General features: G+C 61.9%; 15 protein-coding genes. 4 read left to right on the plus strand and 11 right to left on the minus strand.

The annotated features are described in order from the left end of the window. Positions 1–17: 17 nt before the first annotated feature. The 6 genes from JGZ97_RS02480 to metG form a co-directional block, all read right to left on the minus strand. A complete protein-coding gene (locus tag JGZ97_RS02480; RefSeq protein ID WP_207061025.1) occupies positions 18–938 on the minus strand; it encodes an XrtA-associated tyrosine autokinase in 921 nt (306 codons plus the stop codon). A gap of 29 nt (positions 939–967) precedes the next feature. After that, positions 968–2,608 carry an XrtA system polysaccharide chain length determinant gene (locus JGZ97_RS02485; RefSeq protein ID WP_207061026.1) on the minus strand — a complete coding sequence of 547 codons (1,641 nt, stop codon included), beginning with the start codon at positions 2,606–2,608 and terminating at the stop codon, positions 968–970. Between the two features lie 24 nt (positions 2,609–2,632). Beyond that, the gene (locus JGZ97_RS02490) at positions 2,633–3,247 is read right to left on the minus strand and encodes an XrtA/PEP-CTERM system exopolysaccharide export protein (protein ID WP_242521485.1); all 615 of its coding nucleotides are present in this window, start codon (positions 3,245–3,247) and stop codon (positions 2,633–2,635) included. A 337-nt stretch (positions 3,248–3,584) separates the two neighbouring features. Then, positions 3,585–4,334, minus strand: coding sequence for a CbtA family protein (locus JGZ97_RS02495; RefSeq protein WP_242521516.1), 750 nt, complete (start codon positions 4,332–4,334; stop codon positions 3,585–3,587). 4 nt (positions 4,335–4,338) lie between these two features. Continuing rightward, the gene (locus JGZ97_RS02500) at positions 4,339–4,515 is read right to left on the minus strand and encodes a CbtB domain-containing protein (RefSeq protein ID WP_207061029.1); all 177 of its coding nucleotides are present in this window, start codon (positions 4,513–4,515) and stop codon (positions 4,339–4,341) included. Between the two features lie 107 nt (positions 4,516–4,622). Further along, positions 4,623–6,656, minus strand: a complete 2,034-nt coding sequence (gene metG / locus JGZ97_RS02505) for a methionine--tRNA ligase (RefSeq protein WP_207061030.1) — start codon at positions 6,654–6,656, stop codon at positions 4,623–4,625. A 155-nt stretch (positions 6,657–6,811) separates the two neighbouring features. Here metG and trmA point away from each other — a divergent pair, with 155 nt between their 5' ends. The 4 genes from trmA (at position 6,812) to JGZ97_RS02525 (ending at position 10,397) form a co-directional block, all read left to right on the plus strand. Beyond that, complete coding sequence (gene trmA, locus JGZ97_RS02510; protein WP_207061031.1) at positions 6,812–7,903, plus strand: tRNA (uridine(54)-C5)-methyltransferase TrmA; 1,092 nt, start codon at positions 6,812–6,814, stop codon at positions 7,901–7,903. Positions 7,904–7,975: 72 nt separating this feature from the next. Continuing rightward, positions 7,976–9,067 carry an iron-sulfur cluster carrier protein ApbC gene (apbC, locus tag JGZ97_RS02515; RefSeq protein WP_207061032.1) on the plus strand — a complete coding sequence of 364 codons (1,092 nt, stop codon included), beginning with the start codon at positions 7,976–7,978 and terminating at the stop codon, positions 9,065–9,067. Positions 9,068–9,187: 120 nt separating this feature from the next. Further along, entirely contained in the window at positions 9,188–9,754 is a 567-nt protein-coding gene (gene dcd, locus JGZ97_RS02520; protein WP_207061033.1) for a dCTP deaminase, read from the plus strand. A gap of 10 nt (positions 9,755–9,764) precedes the next feature. Continuing rightward, a complete protein-coding gene (locus tag JGZ97_RS02525) occupies positions 9,765–10,397 on the plus strand; it encodes a hypothetical protein (protein ID WP_207061034.1) in 633 nt (210 codons plus the stop codon). A gap of 301 nt (positions 10,398–10,698) precedes the next feature. Here JGZ97_RS02525 and JGZ97_RS02530 read toward each other — a convergent pair whose 3' ends face one another. From JGZ97_RS02530 to imuA, 5 genes are all read right to left on the minus strand, one after another. Next, a complete protein-coding gene (locus JGZ97_RS02530) occupies positions 10,699–11,055 on the minus strand; it encodes a hypothetical protein (protein ID WP_207061035.1) in 357 nt (118 codons plus the stop codon). Positions 11,056–11,180: 125 nt separating this feature from the next. Further along, on the minus strand, positions 11,181–12,884 hold the full coding sequence (locus JGZ97_RS02535) for an ABC-ATPase domain-containing protein (protein ID WP_207061036.1): 1,704 nt from the start codon (positions 12,882–12,884) through the stop codon (positions 11,181–11,183). Between the two features lie 39 nt (positions 12,885–12,923). Then, entirely contained in the window at positions 12,924–16,013 is a 3,090-nt protein-coding gene (locus JGZ97_RS02540) for an error-prone DNA polymerase (protein ID WP_207061037.1), read from the minus strand. A gap of 7 nt (positions 16,014–16,020) precedes the next feature. Then, complete coding sequence (locus tag JGZ97_RS02545) at positions 16,021–17,433, minus strand: DNA polymerase Y family protein (RefSeq protein ID WP_207061038.1); 1,413 nt, start codon at positions 17,431–17,433, stop codon at positions 16,021–16,023. Then, positions 17,433–18,107, minus strand: a complete 675-nt coding sequence (imuA, locus tag JGZ97_RS02550; protein WP_207061039.1) for a translesion DNA synthesis-associated protein ImuA — start codon at positions 18,105–18,107, stop codon at positions 17,433–17,435. The genes JGZ97_RS02545 and imuA overlap by 1 nt, the downstream gene beginning before the upstream one ends. Positions 18,108–18,169 lie beyond the last annotated feature (62 nt).

Raw genomic sequence — 18,169 nt, forward strand, 5'->3', positions numbered from 1 at the left:
TCCGAGAGTGCGCGTAGTTAGTTTGTCGACGCGTGGTAATAACCATAGTAATCCTTTCTACCAATCTTCGCCTTATTCAGAATTAGCCCGACCTTTGTATTAGGCCCAAGAAGGTTAAGTGACTGCTCGACCTGTTTTTGCGTGGTCCGCAGCTCTTCCACCACCAGAACCGCCTGACCGGTCATCTGTGCGATGATCTTGGTTTCGCTGGCACCTTGCAGGGGCGACGAGTCGAACACGACAACCCGGTCGCTATAGCGTGTGGAAAGCTCTTCCATAAACGTTGCCATCTTGGCGCTTGCCACCATTTCGTTGGAATGGTGGTAACGACCGCCTGCGGTAACTACCCGCAAATTGGGAATGTTGGTGTTAAGGAAAATATCCTCCACCGAGACTTCCCCCTTTAGATAATCCATCAGTCCGGGGAGTGATGCATCCAGCCCAAGCCGCTCTCCAAGCTGGGGCTTAATTACGTCAGCGTCAACCAACAGCACCTGACGATCATGCTCAAGGGCCATGCTGATCGCGAGGTTAATGGCGTTAAACGTTTTACCTTCTCCGGGGAAGGAGCTGGTAACCATGATCAGGTTCGCGTTATCCGCTCTTTGGGGCCCAAATGCATTGTTTAGCAGGGGGCGCTTGATATATCGGTATTCTTCCTTGATCTGGCTGAAGTTTTCCGAGGGGTTGACCATGCCCATTCGCTCCAGGCGCTTCAGATCAATGGTGCACTGACGGGAAGGCTGGCGTTCGGGGCCAGACCAACTACCGTTGTCTTCAGCCGCTTTTGGCTCAGCGAACGAATGCGCCTGGTTTTTTGCCGGTAGCTCCTGCTGGGCTTTGAGGGAGGGCGCCTCTTGAGAGCCTCCCGGGATTTTTCTTTGCTTTGCTTCTTCCAGTTGACGCTGTTTCTCAAGCGCGCGCTCGATAGTACTCATGATCCCTCACTTAACAGGCTGGATAGCTTTCAGGCATTGCTCGCCGGACTTGGTGCGGACTTCAGGCTGAGCTCTGCGGGCAGATCAGGTATAAGGTTTATCACAGCCTGATTTATTTCCGGGAAAAACTGTATCGCCATTAACGCCAAGTAAGCTGACAACAGTATCGCGCTAAGTGCGATGAACCAGACCACGTGGCGGCGCTTCTTTGAAACGATATCGGGTGAGGCAACCAAGGTAACAACACCCAGCACAGGGAAGCCGGTTATGGTTTGCAGCTGATTGGAACTGAAGAAAACGGGCCGGGCCTGACTGGCAAAAAAACCACCTCCCAAGCCCGCTAACAGGCCGCTGATCAAAACGAACGAAAGCAGCTTGGGGCGGTCCGGGCCCGCAGGAGACGTCGGGGTACGGGGCGGCTCAATGATCCTGAACTGAAAGCTGTCCGCGGTTGCGTCTGCGTCCTGGGAAATCCGGGCCTGTTCCCTGCGGCTGAGCAGGTCGTTGTATTTTGATTGGGTGATCCCGTAGCCCCTTTCCAGCTGCTTAAGCTGCGCTTCGATCTCGGGGATAGTGTTGACCTTGCTTTCGAGATCCGCGAGCTGTTGCTGGTAGTCGCTTAGCCGTACCCGGAGTGACTGCACCAGCGTCTCTTCGTTAGCCAGTGAAATCTTGAGCTGCTGGTACACCGGGTTTTGGTCGACCGAGGGGCCAGCGCTGACTGAATCGCCCAAATTGCTCAGGCGCGCCTGCAACTCGGCGTCGCGTTCGGCGATCAGGCTGTCCAGCATCTCTTGCCCCTGACGAATATCTGGGTGCCGGTCGGTATATTTAAGCCGGAGCTCGTCGAGCATGGATTCCAACGCCTTTATGCGCTCATCGTATACCGTGCGCACCTCAACGTCCGGCCGCCCGTAGCCTTCGCTCAGGATGCCGAAAGTCGGTATTTCACCTTTGATTTGTTGCTGTAGGGAGCGTCTCCGTGTTTCGGCTTCACGCAGGTCCAACTGGATGTTTCGAATACGGCCTTGAAGGGCCTGTATTTTGCCGTAAAAGTCCTGATTGCTACTCATCAGGTGGTAATTTTCCTTTTTAAACTCCTTCAGCTCATTATCGGCCGCTTCCAGACGACGCTGGTACTCGGCGATTTGACGGTCGAGAAAGTCCGCCGCCGAGCTGGTGTCATCGCGCTTATCCCCGAGCGTATTCTCCACCAGCGAGGTCAGCGTCGCTTGAACCACATTTTTGGCTTGGTCTGGCGAGTTGCTGTGGTAGGAGATGGTATAGATATTTTCCCGGCCGGCTCGTTTGAGCGAGAGGTCAGATGCCAGTTTATCGATGAAAGCGTCAAACTCGGAAGTGGTGTTGGAGTGAATATCGAGGTCTGCCAAGCGGGCGATGTTCTCAAGGTTAGGCCTTGTGAAGAGAGTTTTGACCATCAGCCTCACTTGTTGCTCGGGGTTGGTCTGTATAGTTAGTCCGCGAAGTAGCGGTGCCAGAAGTGACTGGGTATCGACATGGACCTTGGCGCTGGCTTCGTAGCGGTCTTCGAGTTTGAGAACAAACAGCCAGCCGAGCAGACAGACCGTCCAGGCGACTAGGAGCACAATCCACTTGCTGACCCAAATTCCTTTTAAATAAACGACCAACTGGTCGATGACATCCTGCATGGGTGACGCTCCGTTGTTGTGCGGTTAAAACCAGGCCTCGGGAATAATGATGATATCGCCGGGTAGGAGATCAGCGTTGGCGGAGATGTCTCCGTCGCTCAGCAGGTCGTCGATCCGAACTCCGTACTGCTGCTGCTCACCGTCAACAATGCGTACTACGCTGGCGCGGTTGCCGCTGGCGAACTCGGTCAACCCACCCACCGCAATCATTACATCCAGCAAGGTCATGTCCTCCTGGTAAGGAAGTGCTTTAGGCTCGCTGGCCTCGCCGACAATTCGGACCTGCTCAGAGAAGGGGCCTTGAAATTGATCGACCTGGACGGTGACGATCGGCTCCTTGACGTAAACGCTCAGCTTTTCTTCTACCAGCCGCGCGACTTCTGTGGGAGTTAGCCCGCTGACCGGGATGTCCTCCACCAAAGGGGTGGTGACCATGCCATCGGGACGCACGGTGACGGAACCGGAAACCTCAGGGTTACGCCAGACGAAAATGTTCAGGTCGTCCCCGGGGCCTACGAGGTAACGGTATTGGTCTGGATCGGTGGTAAAGGGTTGTTTGGGAACAGAGGCCGGTAACGGGGGGTAGGAGAAGTTATTGGTGCAACCGTTCAATAGGGCTATGAGAACAATTCCTAGCATCGTTCCCGTCAAACGGTCGGCTGGCAATCCTTTCATCGTGTGCGCTCTCCAAATTCTAATGAAGACGTTCTTTTCTTCCCTGAACTAGCATAGCAACAACTGGGGAAACGCGAGGCAAGAATTTGTTTTGTTGAGATTTTGAAGGTATTGGAGAATGCAGTTAGAGGTGTGGGCGTTGACCTTGACTAAGTAGGCCCGAAGATAAACAAGGCAGAGCTTTCCGACACGGTGTCTCGGCTGGGGCATCCTGCTTGAAAACGCCCTTGCGGCTTCCGAGCCGCTGTTCGTAGGGCGTCGAAAGTATCCGAAAATGGGCTCGTCCGTGAGCCTGAAAGAATCAGCGTGCCGCATCCGGTTCTGGGAGGTCGCTGCAAGGAGGGCGGCCCCGCTGGCACATGTAGGCGCATATAAGTCCCAGAAGCAGCCAGAAAAGCAGGTTGCTTAGTGTGGCGGCGGTAAAGTAGCCAGCCTCGAGGTGGTTTAGCATACGGCTGTCTGCAGGGTGCAGTGCGGGCGCAGCGCTGTTTACGTCGTAAAAAAATGTCAGCGCCTGCGGAGTGGCAAGTAGCAGCAGACCGATCAGTCGCGCCCCACGTTTGGTATAGGCGAAGAGTAGCAATCCGCCCGCGGCGCTGAAAACCAGTAGCAGCCAGGCGAACTGTCGAGGCAGCACTGAATGCTGGGCAAGGTGTTGCGTAACCGGGGTTTCCGGCGGCAGTAGCATCGAGGGCAGCAGAAAACAGGCGAGAAAGCCGCCGCCCCCCCACAGGAGCCCCTTGAAAAGATCAGTCCGCGAGCGGCCCGAATAGTAATCGTGCCAAGTCATGCCGGCGAGCAGGATTAGCGCCAAGCCAAGGGCGATGCTCACGTTGCTGAAGAGGGTTCCCACGAGGCGCGCATTGGGATCGGTAGGGGGGGCGGCCGGCAGGCTGTGCGGTGCGGGAAACTGAACCACGATGCCCGAGTTGTTCAGCATTGCCTCTCCCTCAAGCAATAGGGGGACTACTTCAATTTGCTGAATCAGCGTGGTCAGGGAGCCGCAGCACAGGCCCGCGAGGAGGGCATTGAATAGCAAGCGTCTCAGCATGTGATCAGTGACAGGGAATGCCAAGGGCGTGGCGGACGTCGTGGCTGGTACTGTGGATCGCGTTAAGCGGCGTGAAGCCGGTGAGCAGCACCAGAACAAGCCCGAGTCCGGCTAGGGTGAGCAGCGACTTTTTGGAAGGCTGGTTTCTACCAGAACAAGAATCCCGGGGGGAGGTTCGCATCGACTACGTCCTTGATCAGTTCGATGCGTTTCAGTTTGCCGTAACCCAGAGTCTTTAGCAATCTCCGGGGCTCGTTTATGCCCGCCGAACCCGGCGGGCAGTCCTTGTCAGCAGACCCGCATGCCCGGTTGGGCGCCGGCGTGGGGTTCCAGCAACCAGATCTCTTCGCCACCCGGCCCTGCGGCCAGCACCATTCCTTCGGACATCCCGAACTTCATTTTGCGCGGGGCGAGGTTGGCCACCATCACGGTGAGCTTGCCTTCGAGGTCCTCGGGGCGGTAGGCGGTTTTGATGCCGGCGAACACGTTACGGGTCTCGCCGCCCAGATCAAGAGTCAGCTGCAGCAGCTTGTCGGCGCCCTTGACGTGCTGCGCCTTGGCGATGCGGGCGATGCGCAGGTCAACCTTGGCGAAGTCAGGGAAGGTGATCTCCTCGGCGATAGGCTCCTTAACGAGGGGGCTTTCGACCGCGGGGGCGGCGGGCGACGCCTCGGCCAGCGCCTCGCGAGAGGCGTCCAGCATGGCCTCGATTTGGGCGCTTTCAACGCGGGTCATCAGGGGCTTGAATTTATTGATACGATGACCCAGCAGGACCCGTCCGCAGGCTTCCCAGTCCAGGCTGTCGTTGAGGAAGGCTTCGGCTTTGGCGGTCATCGCCGGCAGCACCGGTTTGAGGTAGACCATCAGCAGGCGGAACAGGTTGATGCCCACGGAGCAGATGGCTTGCACCTCCTGTTCGCGGCCTTCCTGCTTGGCCAGCACCCAGGGCTCTTTCTGGTGAATGTACTCGTTGGCCTGGTCGGCCAGGGACATGATCAGGCGCATCGCCTGGCCGAATTCTCGGCGCTCGTAGAAATCTGCGATCCGCTCGCCGGCCCTGACGAATTCGTCCATCAGTCCGGGTTCGGCGCACTGCTCGGCCAGTTCACCGTCAAACTTTTTGGTGATGAAACCGGCGCTGCGACTGGCGATGTTGACCACCTTGCCGATCAGATCGGAATTGACCCGCAGCACGAAGTCGTCAAGGTTCAGGTCCAGGTCTTCGACCCGGCTGTTGAGCTTGGCGGCGAAGTAGTAGCGCAGGTACTCGGGGTCCAGGTGCTCTAAGTAGGTGCTGGCCTTGATAAAGGTGCCCCGGGACTTGGACATCTTCTTGCCGTTCACGGTCAGAAACCCGTGGGCATTGACGGCCGTGGGCGTGCGGAAGTTCGCGCAGTCCAGCATGGCCGGCCAGAAAAGGGCGTGGAAATTAATGATGTCCTTGCCGATAAAGTGGTACAGCTCGGTGTCGGAGCCTTTCTGCCAGTATTCGTCGAAGTCCAGCGTCGGGTCCTGCTGGCAGAGGTTCTTGAAGCTCGCCATATAGCCGATGGGGGCGTCCAGCCAGACGTAGAAGTACTTGCCGGGTTCGCCAGGAATTTCAAACCCGAAATAGGGGGCATCACGGCTGATATCCCACTCCTGCAGGCCAACGTCGAGCCACTCGGCCAGTTTGTTGGCGATCTCCTCCTGCAGGGTGCCGCTACGGGTCCACTGGCGCAGCATCTCGGTGAAATCGGGCAGCTTGAAGAAAAAGTGGGTCGACTCCTTGTCCACCGGTTTGGCCCCGGAAATGGCCGAGCGGGCGTCGATTAGCTCCGAGGGGCTGTAGGTGGCGCCACAGGCCTCGCAGTTGTCGCCGTACTGGTCCTCGGCTTTGCACTTGGGGCAGGTGCCCTTGATAAAACGATCGGCGAGAAACAGCTGTTTCTCGGGGTCGAAAGCCTGGGTGATGGTGCGGGTGGAGATATGGCCGGCTTCCTTGCAGCGCTGATAAATCAGTTCCGCCAGCTCGCGGTTCTCCGGCGAGTGGGTGGAGTAATAGTTGTCGAAGCCCACCAGAAACGCGGCGAAATCCTGCTGGTGCTCGGCGCTGACGTTGGCGATCAGCTCCTCGGAACTGATGCCCTGCTGCTCTGCCTTGAGCATGATAGCAGTGCCGTGGGCGTCGTCCGCGCAGACGTAAGTGCAGGTTTCCCCCCGGGATTTCTGAAAGCGAACCCAGATATCGGTCTGGATGTACTCCAGCAGGTGGCCGAGGTGGATGGAGCCGTTGGCGTAGGGCAGGGCGCTGGTGACGAGAATCTTGCGGGGTGAAGACATAGTATCGACTTTGACTACCGTTTGGGTGACAGGCGTTGAAATGATCGGAGGGGCGATTGTATACCCATCGCGCCGGTTAACAAAGGCGGGCGCCGTATTCAGGGGCCGCCCCGGCTGTTAGAATAAGCCGCTTTTTCAGCAATCCGGACCGCCGTATGAATCAGGGCCGCGTTTACCCCGAACAGTACCAAGCGTTACTGGCCGAGAAGGCCGAACAACTGAAGTCCCTGCTGGGGGATTTCGAGCTGCCACCCCTTGAGGTGTTTCCTTCCCCCCCACGCCACTATCGCCTGCGGGCCGAGTTTCGGGTCTGGCACGAAGGGGATGACATCTTCTACGCGATGTTTGCCCCCGGGGACAAGCGCCAGCCGCTGCGGATTGACAGCTGCCCCATGGTCAGCGAGCGGATTGAAAACACGATGTTTGAGCTGCTGGAGGTGATTCGGGGTAACCCGGTCCTTCGGCGCAAGCTGTTCCAGGTGGATTTTCTCAGCACCCTGAGTGGGGAATTGCTGGTTACCTTGCTGTACCACCGCCCTCTGGGCGACGACTGGCAGCAGGCGGCCCGCCCGCTGCGCGAACGCTTCGGCATCGATATCATTGGCCGCAGCCGCAAGACCAAGCTGGTGATGGATCGGGATTTTGTCGTTGAACGTTTCAAACTGGGGGAGCGCGAACTGCTTTATAAGCAGGTGGAGAACAGCTTTACCCAGCCCAACGGCGAGATCAACAGGGCCATGCTGGGCTGGGCACTGGATGCCACCGCGGGGCGGGGTGGCGATTTACTGGAGCTTTACTGCGGCAACGCCAATTTCAGCATTGCCCTGGCGCCTAACTTCCGTCGGGTGCTGGCCACCGAGTTGGCCAAAAGTTCGGTGCGGGCGGCGGAAGACAACATTCGCGCCAACGGCATTGAGAACCTCACCGTGGCCCGGCTCTCCAGCGAGGAGTTCTCCCAGGCTATGGCCAAGGTGCGGCCGTTCCGCCGCCTCCAGCACATCGACCTGGACAGCTACGCCTTCTCCACGGTGCTGGTAGATCCGCCACGGGCGGGCTTGGACGCCGGCACCGAAGCCCTGGTGCAGCAGTATCCGGCGATAGTCTACATCTCGTGCAACCCTGAGACCCTGCGTCATAACCTGGCGGGACTGACCCAAACCCACCGTATCGCCCGCCTGGCCCTGTTCGACCAGTTCCCCTATACCGACCACAAGGAGTGCGGGGTTTTGCTGGTTCGCAACGATTAAAGTTGACGTCAGTGGTTGGTTATTGCAACTTCATCCTCATCAAGTAGAGTCAACAGCATCTTGGAGAACCCCATGACAGCAGCACTGCAGTCGGTTGAAAGCGTCTTGGCAGCCTACCGTCCCCCTTACTCCCGGCAGTCTTTAGAGGAAGCCAATGCGATCAAAAGTCTGGACTTGGTGGGAAGCCAGGTGCACCTGAAGTTGATGCTTGGGTATCCGGTTCGGGGCCTTGAGGCGCAGCTGCAGGAAGAGCTGGAGGCGTTGCTGTCACCGCTCGAAGGAGTCGAGGGGCTTGAACTTGAGGTGGGTTTCAAGGTGCTCGCTCACGCCGCTCAGAAGAACATGAAAAGCATGGCCAACGTGCGCAACATCATCGCCGTGGCCTCGGGGAAGGGTGGGGTTGGCAAATCCACCACGACCGTCAACCTGGCGTTGGCCATGGCTTCAGCAGGGGCCCGGGTCGGCGTGCTGGATGCGGATATCTACGGCCCCAGCCAGGGGCGGATGCTGGGTATCGAGCCGGGCACGCGGCCCCAGGCGACCGGGGACGCGATGTATCCCCTGCAAGTCCACGGCATTCAAGCCATGTCCATGAGTTTCCTGGTGGATGAAAACCAGGCGATGGTCTGGCGCGGGCCGATGGCGAGCGGCGCCCTGCAGCAACTGATTACCCAGACGCGCTGGGATGATCTGGACTACCTTTTCGTGGATATGCCCCCGGGCACCGGCGACATTCAGTTGACCCTGTCGCAGAAAGTGCCGGTCACCGGGGCGGTGATCGTGACCACTCCCCAGGATATCGCGTTGTTGGATGCCAAAAAGGGGATCGAAATGTTCCGCAAGGTGGAGATTCCGGTACTGGGGGTGGTGGAAAATATGAGCTTGCATATCTGTAGCCAGTGCGGCCACAGCGAGGCGATTTTTGGCACCGGCGGTGGCGAGCAGATCGCAGAACAGTACCAGGCGGAGCTGCTCGGGCGGCTGCCGCTCAAGCTGAGCATTCGGGAACAGTCGGATGCCGGTCACCCCATCCCGCTATCGGCTCCGGACTCGGAAGAGGGGCGTCTTTACCGGGATATCGCCCTGACGCTGAGTGCACGGCTGGCGGAAAAGCGCAAGAACTACGCCAACGTGTTCCCTGAAATCGTGGTTCAGAACGACTGACCGCCGTTGAAGTGCCCGTTGACGCGAAATGCCGCGCTGCATAAAAGGGGCGGCATTTTTTTTGCGTTGAGGGTATGATAGGCGGCTTCGTGCAACCACCAGCAGTCAAGAAACGAGCATATGGGTATTAAGTCAGATACTTGGATTCGCCGCATGGCTGAAGAAAAGGAGATGATCTCACCGTTTGAACCGGGCCAAGTGCGTACCCGGGGAGAGGAGCGGATCGTATCCTACGGCACCTCGAGCTACGGCTACGATGTCCGTTGCGCCAACGAGTTCAAGATATTCACCAACATCAACTCCTCCATGGTCGATCCCAAGGACTTTGACGATCAGAGTTTTGTCGATGTGGAGTCGGATGTCTGCATCATTCCGCCCAACTCCTTTGCACTGGCGCGGACGGTGGAGTATTTCAAAATTCCTCGAAACGTGCTGACCATCTGCTTGGGCAAGAGCACCTACGCGCGTTGCGGCATTATTGTTAATGTGACGCCGCTGGAGCCGGAATGGGAAGGGCATGTGACCCTGGAATTCTCCAACACCACGCCGTTGCCGGCAAAGATCTACGCCAATGAAGGCGTTGCCCAGATGCTGTTCCTGGAAGGCGATGAGGTCTGTGAAACCTCCTACGCCGACCGCAGCGGCAAGTACATGGGCCAGACCGGTGTCGTGGTGCCCCGGACCTGACAGGCGATTGATGATTCCAAGTTACGAAAAAATCACCGAATTCTGGTGCGAAGTGGTCAACACCATCGACCGTTTGCTGGAAGAGGCAGACGAGTCCAGCGCGCACCAGATGCTCCGCCACTACGAGGAGCGGCTAAAAAGCATCGACCGCAACCTAACCTTCCACTTCGAGCGGGACGAGCAGGGGCAGCGGATCGAGATGATTTTCGGCTGCGACGGCTACGCTCAGTCCATTGCGGCGGTGTTGAGTCTGGTGGACGCGGCACCGACCATCGACGGGGTGCGGATCAAGGCCTTCAACAATCGTCACGACCCCTTGCCGCGCAGCATTCGGGTGGCCGACGAAGACTTCCGCATGGATGATATCTGGTACAGCTACCGGTTGGCGGGCGGAGAGTTCCATCTGAGCGTTTACCTTCAAGGGCTCGACGACCAGGAACAGAATCCCGCGGTGGAAGCGGTCATGATTTTTCTTGATGCCCTGATCGGCGAATTTGACCTGATGACCCGGGTGGCGACCCTCAGCTGGTACGAGCGGCCGGCGGAGCCCCTGGATTTTGGCCTCACGCCCCTGAGCCGGTTACGTGGGGAATTTGACCAGCTGCGCCCGCAAATTGATCTGATCGGGGTGACCCTGCACTAGCATCTCGCTGCGTTCTCCCCCTTTAAACAGAAAAACCCTTTGCCGCGAGGCAAAGGGTTTTTCGTAGAAGCTGGTTGCTCTAGTTGTTTGAAAGGACGTAGACGATGTCTTCGTCCTGATCTTGGTATCTGCTCATTCGATTCCCTCCGCGATACATTAGTGAATATATAACTAATCGCCCGCAAAGCCTACAACTTTAGTCGCGATTTTTGTTTTTTTGAGAGTGGCAAGGCAGGGGTAAAAAAACACCGCGGCGCCTGCCGAATGAACGCAAGCCCGCGGTGTGGTCAGGGGATCGGGATCAGTGGTTAAGGGAGCGCTCGGATGCTACCGGGTCGCTCATGCTGGAGGTGGGTTCGGGGCCCACTTCGCTCGCTAAGCGGCGTGCTTCGGCCAGCTCATAGCCAATGTTGTGATCGGCGTCGAACTTGGGCCAGAGTCGATTCTGGGTATGGCGAATGCCGCACCGGCGGCAGGTGACCTTGTGGCAGCTGTGGTAAAAATTGTCGGCGCCGTCGCGAAACTGGACCAGGGTCCATTGCTCGGCTTCGCGGTGAAATGTACGGTGCCAGACTTGACGCAGGTTCAGGCCCCCTCGCAGCGCTCGCAGCAGGCGCGCCGAAAAGGCCGGGGCGGAATGGGTCTCTTGGGTGATCATACTCGGTCGTCTCTTGCCGTCCATGGGCGGGGTTGTTTAGTCCTCTCCTAGCAGGTCAATTATCGTCGTTTTTCGACCATCCTGCAGCTCAAACCCCAAAAAAATCGCCCGGAAAAGGGCTTGACTCAGCGCCAAGCCAAGCAGCGCAAGCGGTTCAGCGCAGCGTACACTTCGTAACAGCGGGGCAGGCTCAGCCCGCCGTGGGGTTCGGGTGCAAAGGGGGAAAGCGCGGTCATTCCTTCTTCTTCAAGCCGGCTTATCCAGGCCTGCAACTGGGTCAGAACCGGTGCCTCAGGGTCGACGTCCGCCAGCCAGCAGCGCAGCAGGTGGCCCACCGCCCGACTTTGCCCCGCGTCCACCAGTTGTTCCACCCGGCCCAGGTCCAAGCGTTGTTCCCCCAGTCGCAGCCATCCTCCGTCCAGTGCCTGGACCTTGGGGGCGCGTCCTTTTGTGGGTGTTGCCCACTCGGGGGGGGCGGCCAAAAGGCGCTGGCGCACGGAGTCAAGGGGCAGGGGACCGTCGGGGCCGACTGGCTGTGTGCCGCCGCACAGTGCGCGTGCCTGGCCCGTCGCGTCCAGGGTCCTGTATTGCTGCAGCATCAGTACTCGGTCGGCGACGTCAAGGTAGGCGCTTGAGCCGCCGGTGACCAGGATGCTCGAAACGCCATGGTGCCGGTAGAGGTCGCGAATGCGGTCAATCAGCGGGGTGATGGGTTCCTGCTCGGGGGCGACCAGCTGTTGCATGCGGCGGTCGCGGATCATCAGGTTGGTGGCGGAAGTGTCCTCGTCGATCAGCAGGGTGCGGCAGCCGCAGGCGATGGCCTCCATGATGTTGGCGGCCTGGGAGGTGCTGCCGCTGGCGTTGTCGGTGCTGAAGCGGCGGGTGTCGCGCCCTAGGGGGAGGTTGTCGATAAAGCCGCTGATGTTGACCCGGCTGACGCAACGTCCATCTTCGGCACGGATCTTGACGGCGCTGCCCTCGCACACGACCTGCTCGCGGCCGTCCCCCGGAATATGGTCGTAGACCCCCCGCTGCAGCGCCTGCAGCAGGGTCGATTTGCCGTGAAAACCGCCGCCGACCACCAGGGTGACGCCGGCAGCGATGGCCATGCCGCAGACCTCGCCCGCGTGGGGAAGTTGGACACAACGTGCCAGCGAGGGAGGGGCTTCAAAGGGAACGGCGCCTTCGCCAAGGGGGCGGTCGTCGATGCCGCTGCGACGTGGTAACAAGGCCCCGTTGGCAACGAAGGCGACCAGCCCCTCCCGATGCAGCCAGCGGCGCAGGGCGTGCTGGTCTTCAAGGCAGCCCAGGTGGGCGTTCAGGGCCTTGGCGTCGAGGCTCGGATAGTGAAGGCCCTGGTGTACCACCCGGGGCAGTTCTTCAAGCAGCATGGCGTGGGCCTCGGCGGCTAAAATGCGGCGCCCGGCGGCCGGCAGGGCAAGTCCCAGCCGGGCTTCCACGGCGCCGGCCTGCACCACCACCGCATCGCGTAGCAGAACCTCCTGGCCGCAGGGGGCGATGCGTACTTCGCCGCTGCGACCGGAGCCGCGCCGGCCCCGGGTCTCTGCCTGAATCGTTGCGGCCAGCCGGCGGCAGAGAAAATCTTCCAGGGCCAGGCGGCGCGAAGGGTTGGCGAAGCTGTGATCGGGCAGCCGGCTCTGGGCCGGGTTCAGGCACAGGCGTATGCGTGAGGGCTCGGCGAAGGGGTCGCCCTGGACATGGTCGATCAGCAGGGTAAAGTCGCCGAAATCGTAACGTCCCTCCAGGGCCTTGTAAGCCTTGTAGCCGCGACCGTCGATATGCGCGAGGGTACTGGCCAGGCGCTGCATGGGGACCTCCTTTTTATTGGGATCGCTCCTGTGACTAGCTTAACGGAAATCCCGCGAGCGGGTTTTCAGCTGCTCCCAACGATGGCTGATATCGGTGAGGCGACCCGCGACCACGTGGATCACGCCGGCATCTCGCTGCAGCACTCCCGCCACCTGCAGCAGCCTGGCACTCAGCAGGGCGCGGCGTTGCTGCTGGGCCGTGGCCCGCCATACCACCAGGTTGATCTGCCCGCTCTCGTCCTCCAGGGTCACGAAGGTGACACCGGCGGCGGTTCCCGGCTGCTGCCGGTTGATGACCAGCCCTGCCACCTGCACCGCCTGGCCGTCCCGGGCCCGGGCCAGGGACGCGGCCTGAAGGCAGTGGTTGAGCTGTCCTTCTGCGCGCAGCAGGGCCAGGGGGTGGCGCTTGAGGGTCAGGCCGAGGTGGCGATAGTCCGCTTCGAGCTCTGCCCGTTCGCTGGGCGGCGGCAGCTGAACCGGTGACGATGCCGTGGGCTCACGCGAGGTGTCGGGCGGGCCCAGGGCGAGTTCCGGCAGCGGTTCCAGCAGGGCCCAGCGGGCCTGGTGACGGTGGCCCGTGAGTTCGGCCAGGGCACCCGCCGCTGCCAGGGCATCCCAGTCACCGCGGTCCAGGGGGCAGTGGTGCCGCGCATCGTCCAGGTGGACGAAACCGTTCGGCGGTCTTGCCTGCACCAGCGCCCGCCCACCCTGTTCGCTGAACCCGCGGACCAGACGTAGCCCCAGGCGCAGAGCCGGGGCGCCGTTCTCGCGGCCCCCGGGGTATTCCAGGGTGCAGTCCCAGTGGCTGGCATTAAGGCAGACGGGGCGAACCTCTACCCCGTGGCGGCGGGCATCCTGGATCAGCTGAGCCGGTGCGTAAAAGCCCATGGGCTGACTGTTGAGCAGCCCGGCGCAGAAGGCCGCCGGGTGGTGGCGCTTCAGCCAGGCGGAAACGTACACCAGCAGGGCGAAGCTGGCGGCGTGGGACTCGGGAAAACCGTATTCGCCAAACCCTTCAATCTGACGGCAGATGCGCTCGGCAAAGGCGGGGCTGTAGCCCCGGGCCTCCATGCCGGCCCGCAGCTTGTGCTGGTGGCCGGCGATGCTGCCGCTGCGTCGCCAGGCTGCCATGGCCCGGCGCAGCCGGTCGGCTTCGCCGCCGCTGAAGCCGGCGGCCACCATGGCCAGGCGGATGACCTGCTCCTGGAAGATCGGCACCCCCAGGGTGGGCTCGAGTACCGCCCGCACCGCATCGTTGGGGTAGTCCACCGCCTCGGCGCCGTTGCGCCGTTGCAGGTAGGGATGGACCATGTCCCCCTGGATGGGGCCGGGCCGGACGATCGCCACCTGCACCACCAGATCGTAATAGCAGCGGGGCCTGAGGCGCGGCAGCATGCTCATCTGAGCCCGGGACTCCACCTGAAAGACCCCCATGCTGTCGCCGCGACTGAGCATTTCGTAAGTGGCCGCATCTTCCCGCGGGATCGCCTCGATGCTGCCGGGGCCCCGCTTGCCCAGCAGGTGCAGGGTCTTGCGGATGGCCGTCAGCATCCCCAGGGCCAGGATGTCTACTTTGAGCAGCCCCAGGGACTGCAGGTCGTCCTTGTTCCACTGGATCACCGTGCGCCCGGCCATGGCGGCGTTTTCCACCGGCACCAGCTCGGTAAGCGGTCCAGCAGCGATGATAAAACCGCCCACGTGCTGGGAGAGGTGGCGGGGAAAGCCGAGGATTTCCTCCACCCGTTGCACCAGCAGGCAGTGAATGGGGGCCGGCTCCGCGCCGCCCAGGGCCCGCAGCTGTTCGAGCCAGGGGCGATCCCCGTGGCGCCGGTCCAGTTGGCTGATCAGCCAGATCAGGTGACTCTCGTCCATGCCAAGGGCTTTGCCCACGTCGCGAATGGCGCTCTTGGGACGGTAGCTGATGACCGTGGCGGCCAGTCCTGCCCGGTCGCGACCGTATTTGGCGTAGATGTACTGGATCACCTCCTCGCGCCGGGTGTGCTCGAAATCCACATCGATATCCGGGGGCTCGTTGCGCTCGGTGGAGATAAAGCGCTCCACCAGCAGATTGACCTGGCGTGGGTCCACTTCGGTGATGCCCAGGCAGTAGCAGACGATTGAGTTGGCGGCCGAACCCCGCCCCTGGCAGAAAATCCCCTGGCGGCGGGCGAAGGTGACGATGTCCTCGATAGTGAGAAAGTAGTGTTCGTACTTGAGTTGGGCGATCAGGAGCAGCTCGTGTTCGATCTGTTGGCGCTCCCTGGGTTCAGGGCCGCCGGGGAAGCGGCGCCTGACACCGGCCTCCACCAGCGCACGCAGCCGGGCGCCTGCGCTCATCCCCGGCGGCACCAGCTCCGAGGGGTACTCGTAGCGCAGCTCTGACAGGCAGAAGCGGCAGCGGGCGGCGATGCGCAGGGTCTCCTCGCGCAGGGCGCGGGGGTAGAGGTGGCGCAACTTGTTGCGTGACCGCAGGTGGCGTTCGGCGTTGGCGGCCAGGGCAAAGCCGGCCTGCTGCACCGGGGTGCCGAGGCGAATGGCGCTGAGTATGTCCTGCAGGGGCTGGCGGTCGGGGTGGTGCATGTGCACGTCATTGGCGCAGACCGCGCTGACGCCCTGGCGGGCGGCCAGTGCCAGCAAACAGTCGATGCCGGTCTCGGCCGTGTCCAGCAGGCGTTCGATCAGCAGCCAGCAGCGCCCGGTGAAACGATTTGCCAGCCAGGCGAGGCGCTCTTCGCTGCGGATTAGATCGGCGCTGGGACGGTAGAGCAGCAGGCAGTGGTCGAGGTTGCTGCCCGGGTCGAAATCCTGCCATTCCAGTTGGTAGCTCCCCTTGCTGGCCCGCCGCCTGGCGTTGGAAATCAGGGTGCAGAGCTGGGCGTAGGCGCGTCGGTCGGGGGCCAACAGCACCAGCGTCTCGCCTTCGAGCCGGAACTCGCTGCCGATGATTAGCTGCAGGGCGGTGCCGCGGGCCGCCTCCCAGGCCCGGACCACACCGGCCACCGAGCATTCGTCGGTCAGGGCCAGGGCCCGGTACTCCAGCGCCAGGGCGCGCGCCACCAGCTCTTCGGGGTGGGAGGCGCCGCGCAGAAAACTGAAGTTGCTCAGGCAGTGAAGCTCTGCGTAATCCATGGGGCGTTCAGCCGAACCAGCCATGCAGGTACCACTCGCCCCGGTCGTCCCTAAACAGCCACCCCAGGCGCTGGTCGGGCCAGCGTCCCGCGTAATAGTCCCGGCGCAGCGCAGGCCCCTCCCACCAGCCACTGACGATCCGCTCCGGGCCGCTCAGTAGCTGAATCAAGGCCCGCTGCGCGGGGGGCAGCGGCTGGGGTGTTGCCAGCAGCCAGCCGGGGCGACCGGGAATGCCGGTGGCGGGGGGCGGCTCCTGGTCGAGAGAGAATAGGCTCCAGGCCCGCTCCGGACGGTGATCCGCCACCACGGTCAGACGGCTGACCTGCCCGGGGCCCAGGCGGCTTTGCAGCCGGTTCAGCAGGCCGCCGGTTATGTCGTTACCGGCAGGCGCATCGAACAGGGAGAGGCTGCGGCTTGTACGGTCGCTGAAGCGTTCGGCGCTCAGGGTCAGGGCGATCACTGGCTGCTGCAGCCGCTCCTGTTCCAAGTGCAAACGGCACAGCTCCAACCACTCCTGGGCCCGGCTGCTGCCCCCACGATGGCCGATGGTCTTGGCGGGAAGGCTGGATTCGCGCTGGTGCAGCTGCAGCTCAATCTCATGAGCCTGCTGCTGGCGCCCCTGCAGGTAACCTTCCAGCGCCTCCAGCAGGCGGCGCAGCGGAAACAGCAGCGCCTGGGCACTCTCGACCTCATGGCCCAGTTCCAGGCGCTGGCAAAAGCGGGGCGGCGGCTGAAAGTAGCGGGGCGGGTCGGCCCGGAGCCCCCAGAGCCGGTCGAGTCTCTCCAGCAGCGCGGCGCCGAAACGGACTCCCAGCTCATCCCGGGGCAGCGCCAGCAGCTGGCCGAGGCTCTCGATCCCCATCCCCCGCAGGCGTTCGCTATCGCGCACGGGCAGGCCCAGTTGCTGCGGGGGGAGGGTGCCCAGGCGCTGGCGATGTTCGTCGCGGCTTTCACCGACAAAGCCGCCGCTGCGGGCCAGCAAATCCGCCGCTAGGGGGGTGTGACCGGTGGCCAGGGTGTGGCTGAAGTGGAGCCGGGCGAGCTGCTCTTCAAGGCGGTGGCAGAGGCGTTGAACGCCGCCGAAATGGCTCAGCATGGAGGCGGCTTCCAGCAAGACCCCTCGGGGGGGCGCCAGGGCGACCTGGGCGCTGAAGGCGCCGGCCCAGAGCGCCAGGCACTCCAGCTGGGCACGGGCCTGTGTCGGCGCCGGGGCGTGCAGGGTCAGCTCGGGGCAGAGGCTGCAGGCGGTGGCGACAGCCATGCCGATCTGAACACCGGCCTGCCGGGCCGCTGCGTTGGCGAGCTCAACCCGCCTGGCGGCGCCGTCGAGCAGTACCGCGGGCGCAGGATTGGGGGTTGTGTATCGGGTTTCCAGCGCCAGCAGCGGGAAATCCAGGTGAATCCAGAGCGGTTGATGCATCAGGGCATGGCGAGGGGGGCGCTGTTCACGTCCTGCGGCCCAAACGGGTCTTGGAGCGGCAGCTGCAGGCGCGGCAGTGACCAGCCCTGGCGGCGTTTAAACAGGGTCAGGGCGACTCCCTGAGGGTCCGCCTCCAGCAGGGCGCGGTAGGGGGCTGCCGAAGCGAGCTGGCGGCAGCGCTTGGGGCGAAACAGAAAACCGAGCCCCTGGCCCTGGCTGGCCGCCAGCTGCAGGCGGCGCAGGGCGCGATCATCCGCCTGCGCCCCGGCCCAACCCAGCACGGCGCTGCATTCGCCGCTTTTGAGCGCTTGCTCAAGGGCCCAGTACTGCTCCTGGCGTGCGCGGCTGTGCACCATGAGGATGCGGCGGATGTCGATACCGGCGGCGGCGAGGGCAGGGGCGTAGGGAACGTGGGGCGGATCCACCCAGATGATCCACTGCGGCTGTTGGGAGAGTGCTGCCAGCAGGGGGTAGAGCAAGCGCAGCTCGCCGCTGCCTTCGCCGGTGTAGAGCAGTTCGATCAGGTTGCCGGGCTGCCAGCCCTGCCCCGCCAGGCGGCGGTCAAGCTCCGGGTGGCCGCTGGGAATTCCCTTGCTGGCGGTGCGGGTGCGGGCTCCCTGCCAGAGGTTGCCGCGGTCCAAAAGTGAATCCAGGGAGGTGTTGGCTGTTTGCATGATCGGTACGTTTGTTGATACTGTATATGCGTACAGTATATGTAAACATTAAAACCCATGGC

The sequence above is a fragment of the Motiliproteus sp. SC1-56 genome (assembly GCF_017309075.1).
Classification (GTDB): Bacteria; Pseudomonadota; Gammaproteobacteria; order Pseudomonadales; family Balneatricaceae; genus Motiliproteus.

Bases quoted from the DNA above. Each gene is read 5' to 3' on its own strand.
- JGZ97_RS02480 (WP_207061025.1), bottom strand. From the start codon at position 938: ATGAGTACTATCGAGCGCGCGCTTGAGAAACAGCGTCAACTGGAAGAA.
- JGZ97_RS02485 (WP_207061026.1), bottom strand. From the start codon at position 2,608: ATGCAGGATGTCATCGACCAGTTGGTCGTTTATTTAAAAGGAATTTGG.
- JGZ97_RS02490 (WP_242521485.1), bottom strand. From the start codon at position 3,247: ATGCTAGGAATTGTTCTCATAGCCCTATTGAACGGTTGCACCAATAAC.
- JGZ97_RS02495 (WP_242521516.1), bottom strand. From the start codon at position 4,334: ATGCTGAGACGCTTGCTATTCAATGCCCTCCTCGCGGGCCTGTGCTGC.
- JGZ97_RS02500 (WP_207061029.1), bottom strand. From the start codon at position 4,515: ATGCGAACCTCCCCCCGGGATTCTTGTTCTGGTAGAAACCAGCCTTCC.
- metG (WP_207061030.1), bottom strand. From the start codon at position 6,656: ATGTCTTCACCCCGCAAGATTCTCGTCACCAGCGCCCTGCCCTACGCC.
- trmA (WP_207061031.1), top strand. From the start codon at position 6,812: ATGAATCAGGGCCGCGTTTACCCCGAACAGTACCAAGCGTTACTGGCC.
- apbC (WP_207061032.1), top strand. From the start codon at position 7,976: ATGACAGCAGCACTGCAGTCGGTTGAAAGCGTCTTGGCAGCCTACCGT.
- dcd (WP_207061033.1), top strand. From the start codon at position 9,188: ATGGGTATTAAGTCAGATACTTGGATTCGCCGCATGGCTGAAGAAAAG.
- JGZ97_RS02525 (WP_207061034.1), top strand. From the start codon at position 9,765: ATGATTCCAAGTTACGAAAAAATCACCGAATTCTGGTGCGAAGTGGTC.
- JGZ97_RS02530 (WP_207061035.1), bottom strand. From the start codon at position 11,055: ATGATCACCCAAGAGACCCATTCCGCCCCGGCCTTTTCGGCGCGCCTG.
- JGZ97_RS02535 (WP_207061036.1), bottom strand. From the start codon at position 12,884: ATGCAGCGCCTGGCCAGTACCCTCGCGCATATCGACGGTCGCGGCTAC.
- JGZ97_RS02540 (WP_207061037.1), bottom strand. From the start codon at position 16,013: ATGGATTACGCAGAGCTTCACTGCCTGAGCAACTTCAGTTTTCTGCGC.
- JGZ97_RS02545 (WP_207061038.1), bottom strand. From the start codon at position 17,433: ATGCATCAACCGCTCTGGATTCACCTGGATTTCCCGCTGCTGGCGCTG.
- imuA (WP_207061039.1), bottom strand. From the start codon at position 18,107: ATGCAAACAGCCAACACCTCCCTGGATTCACTTTTGGACCGCGGCAAC.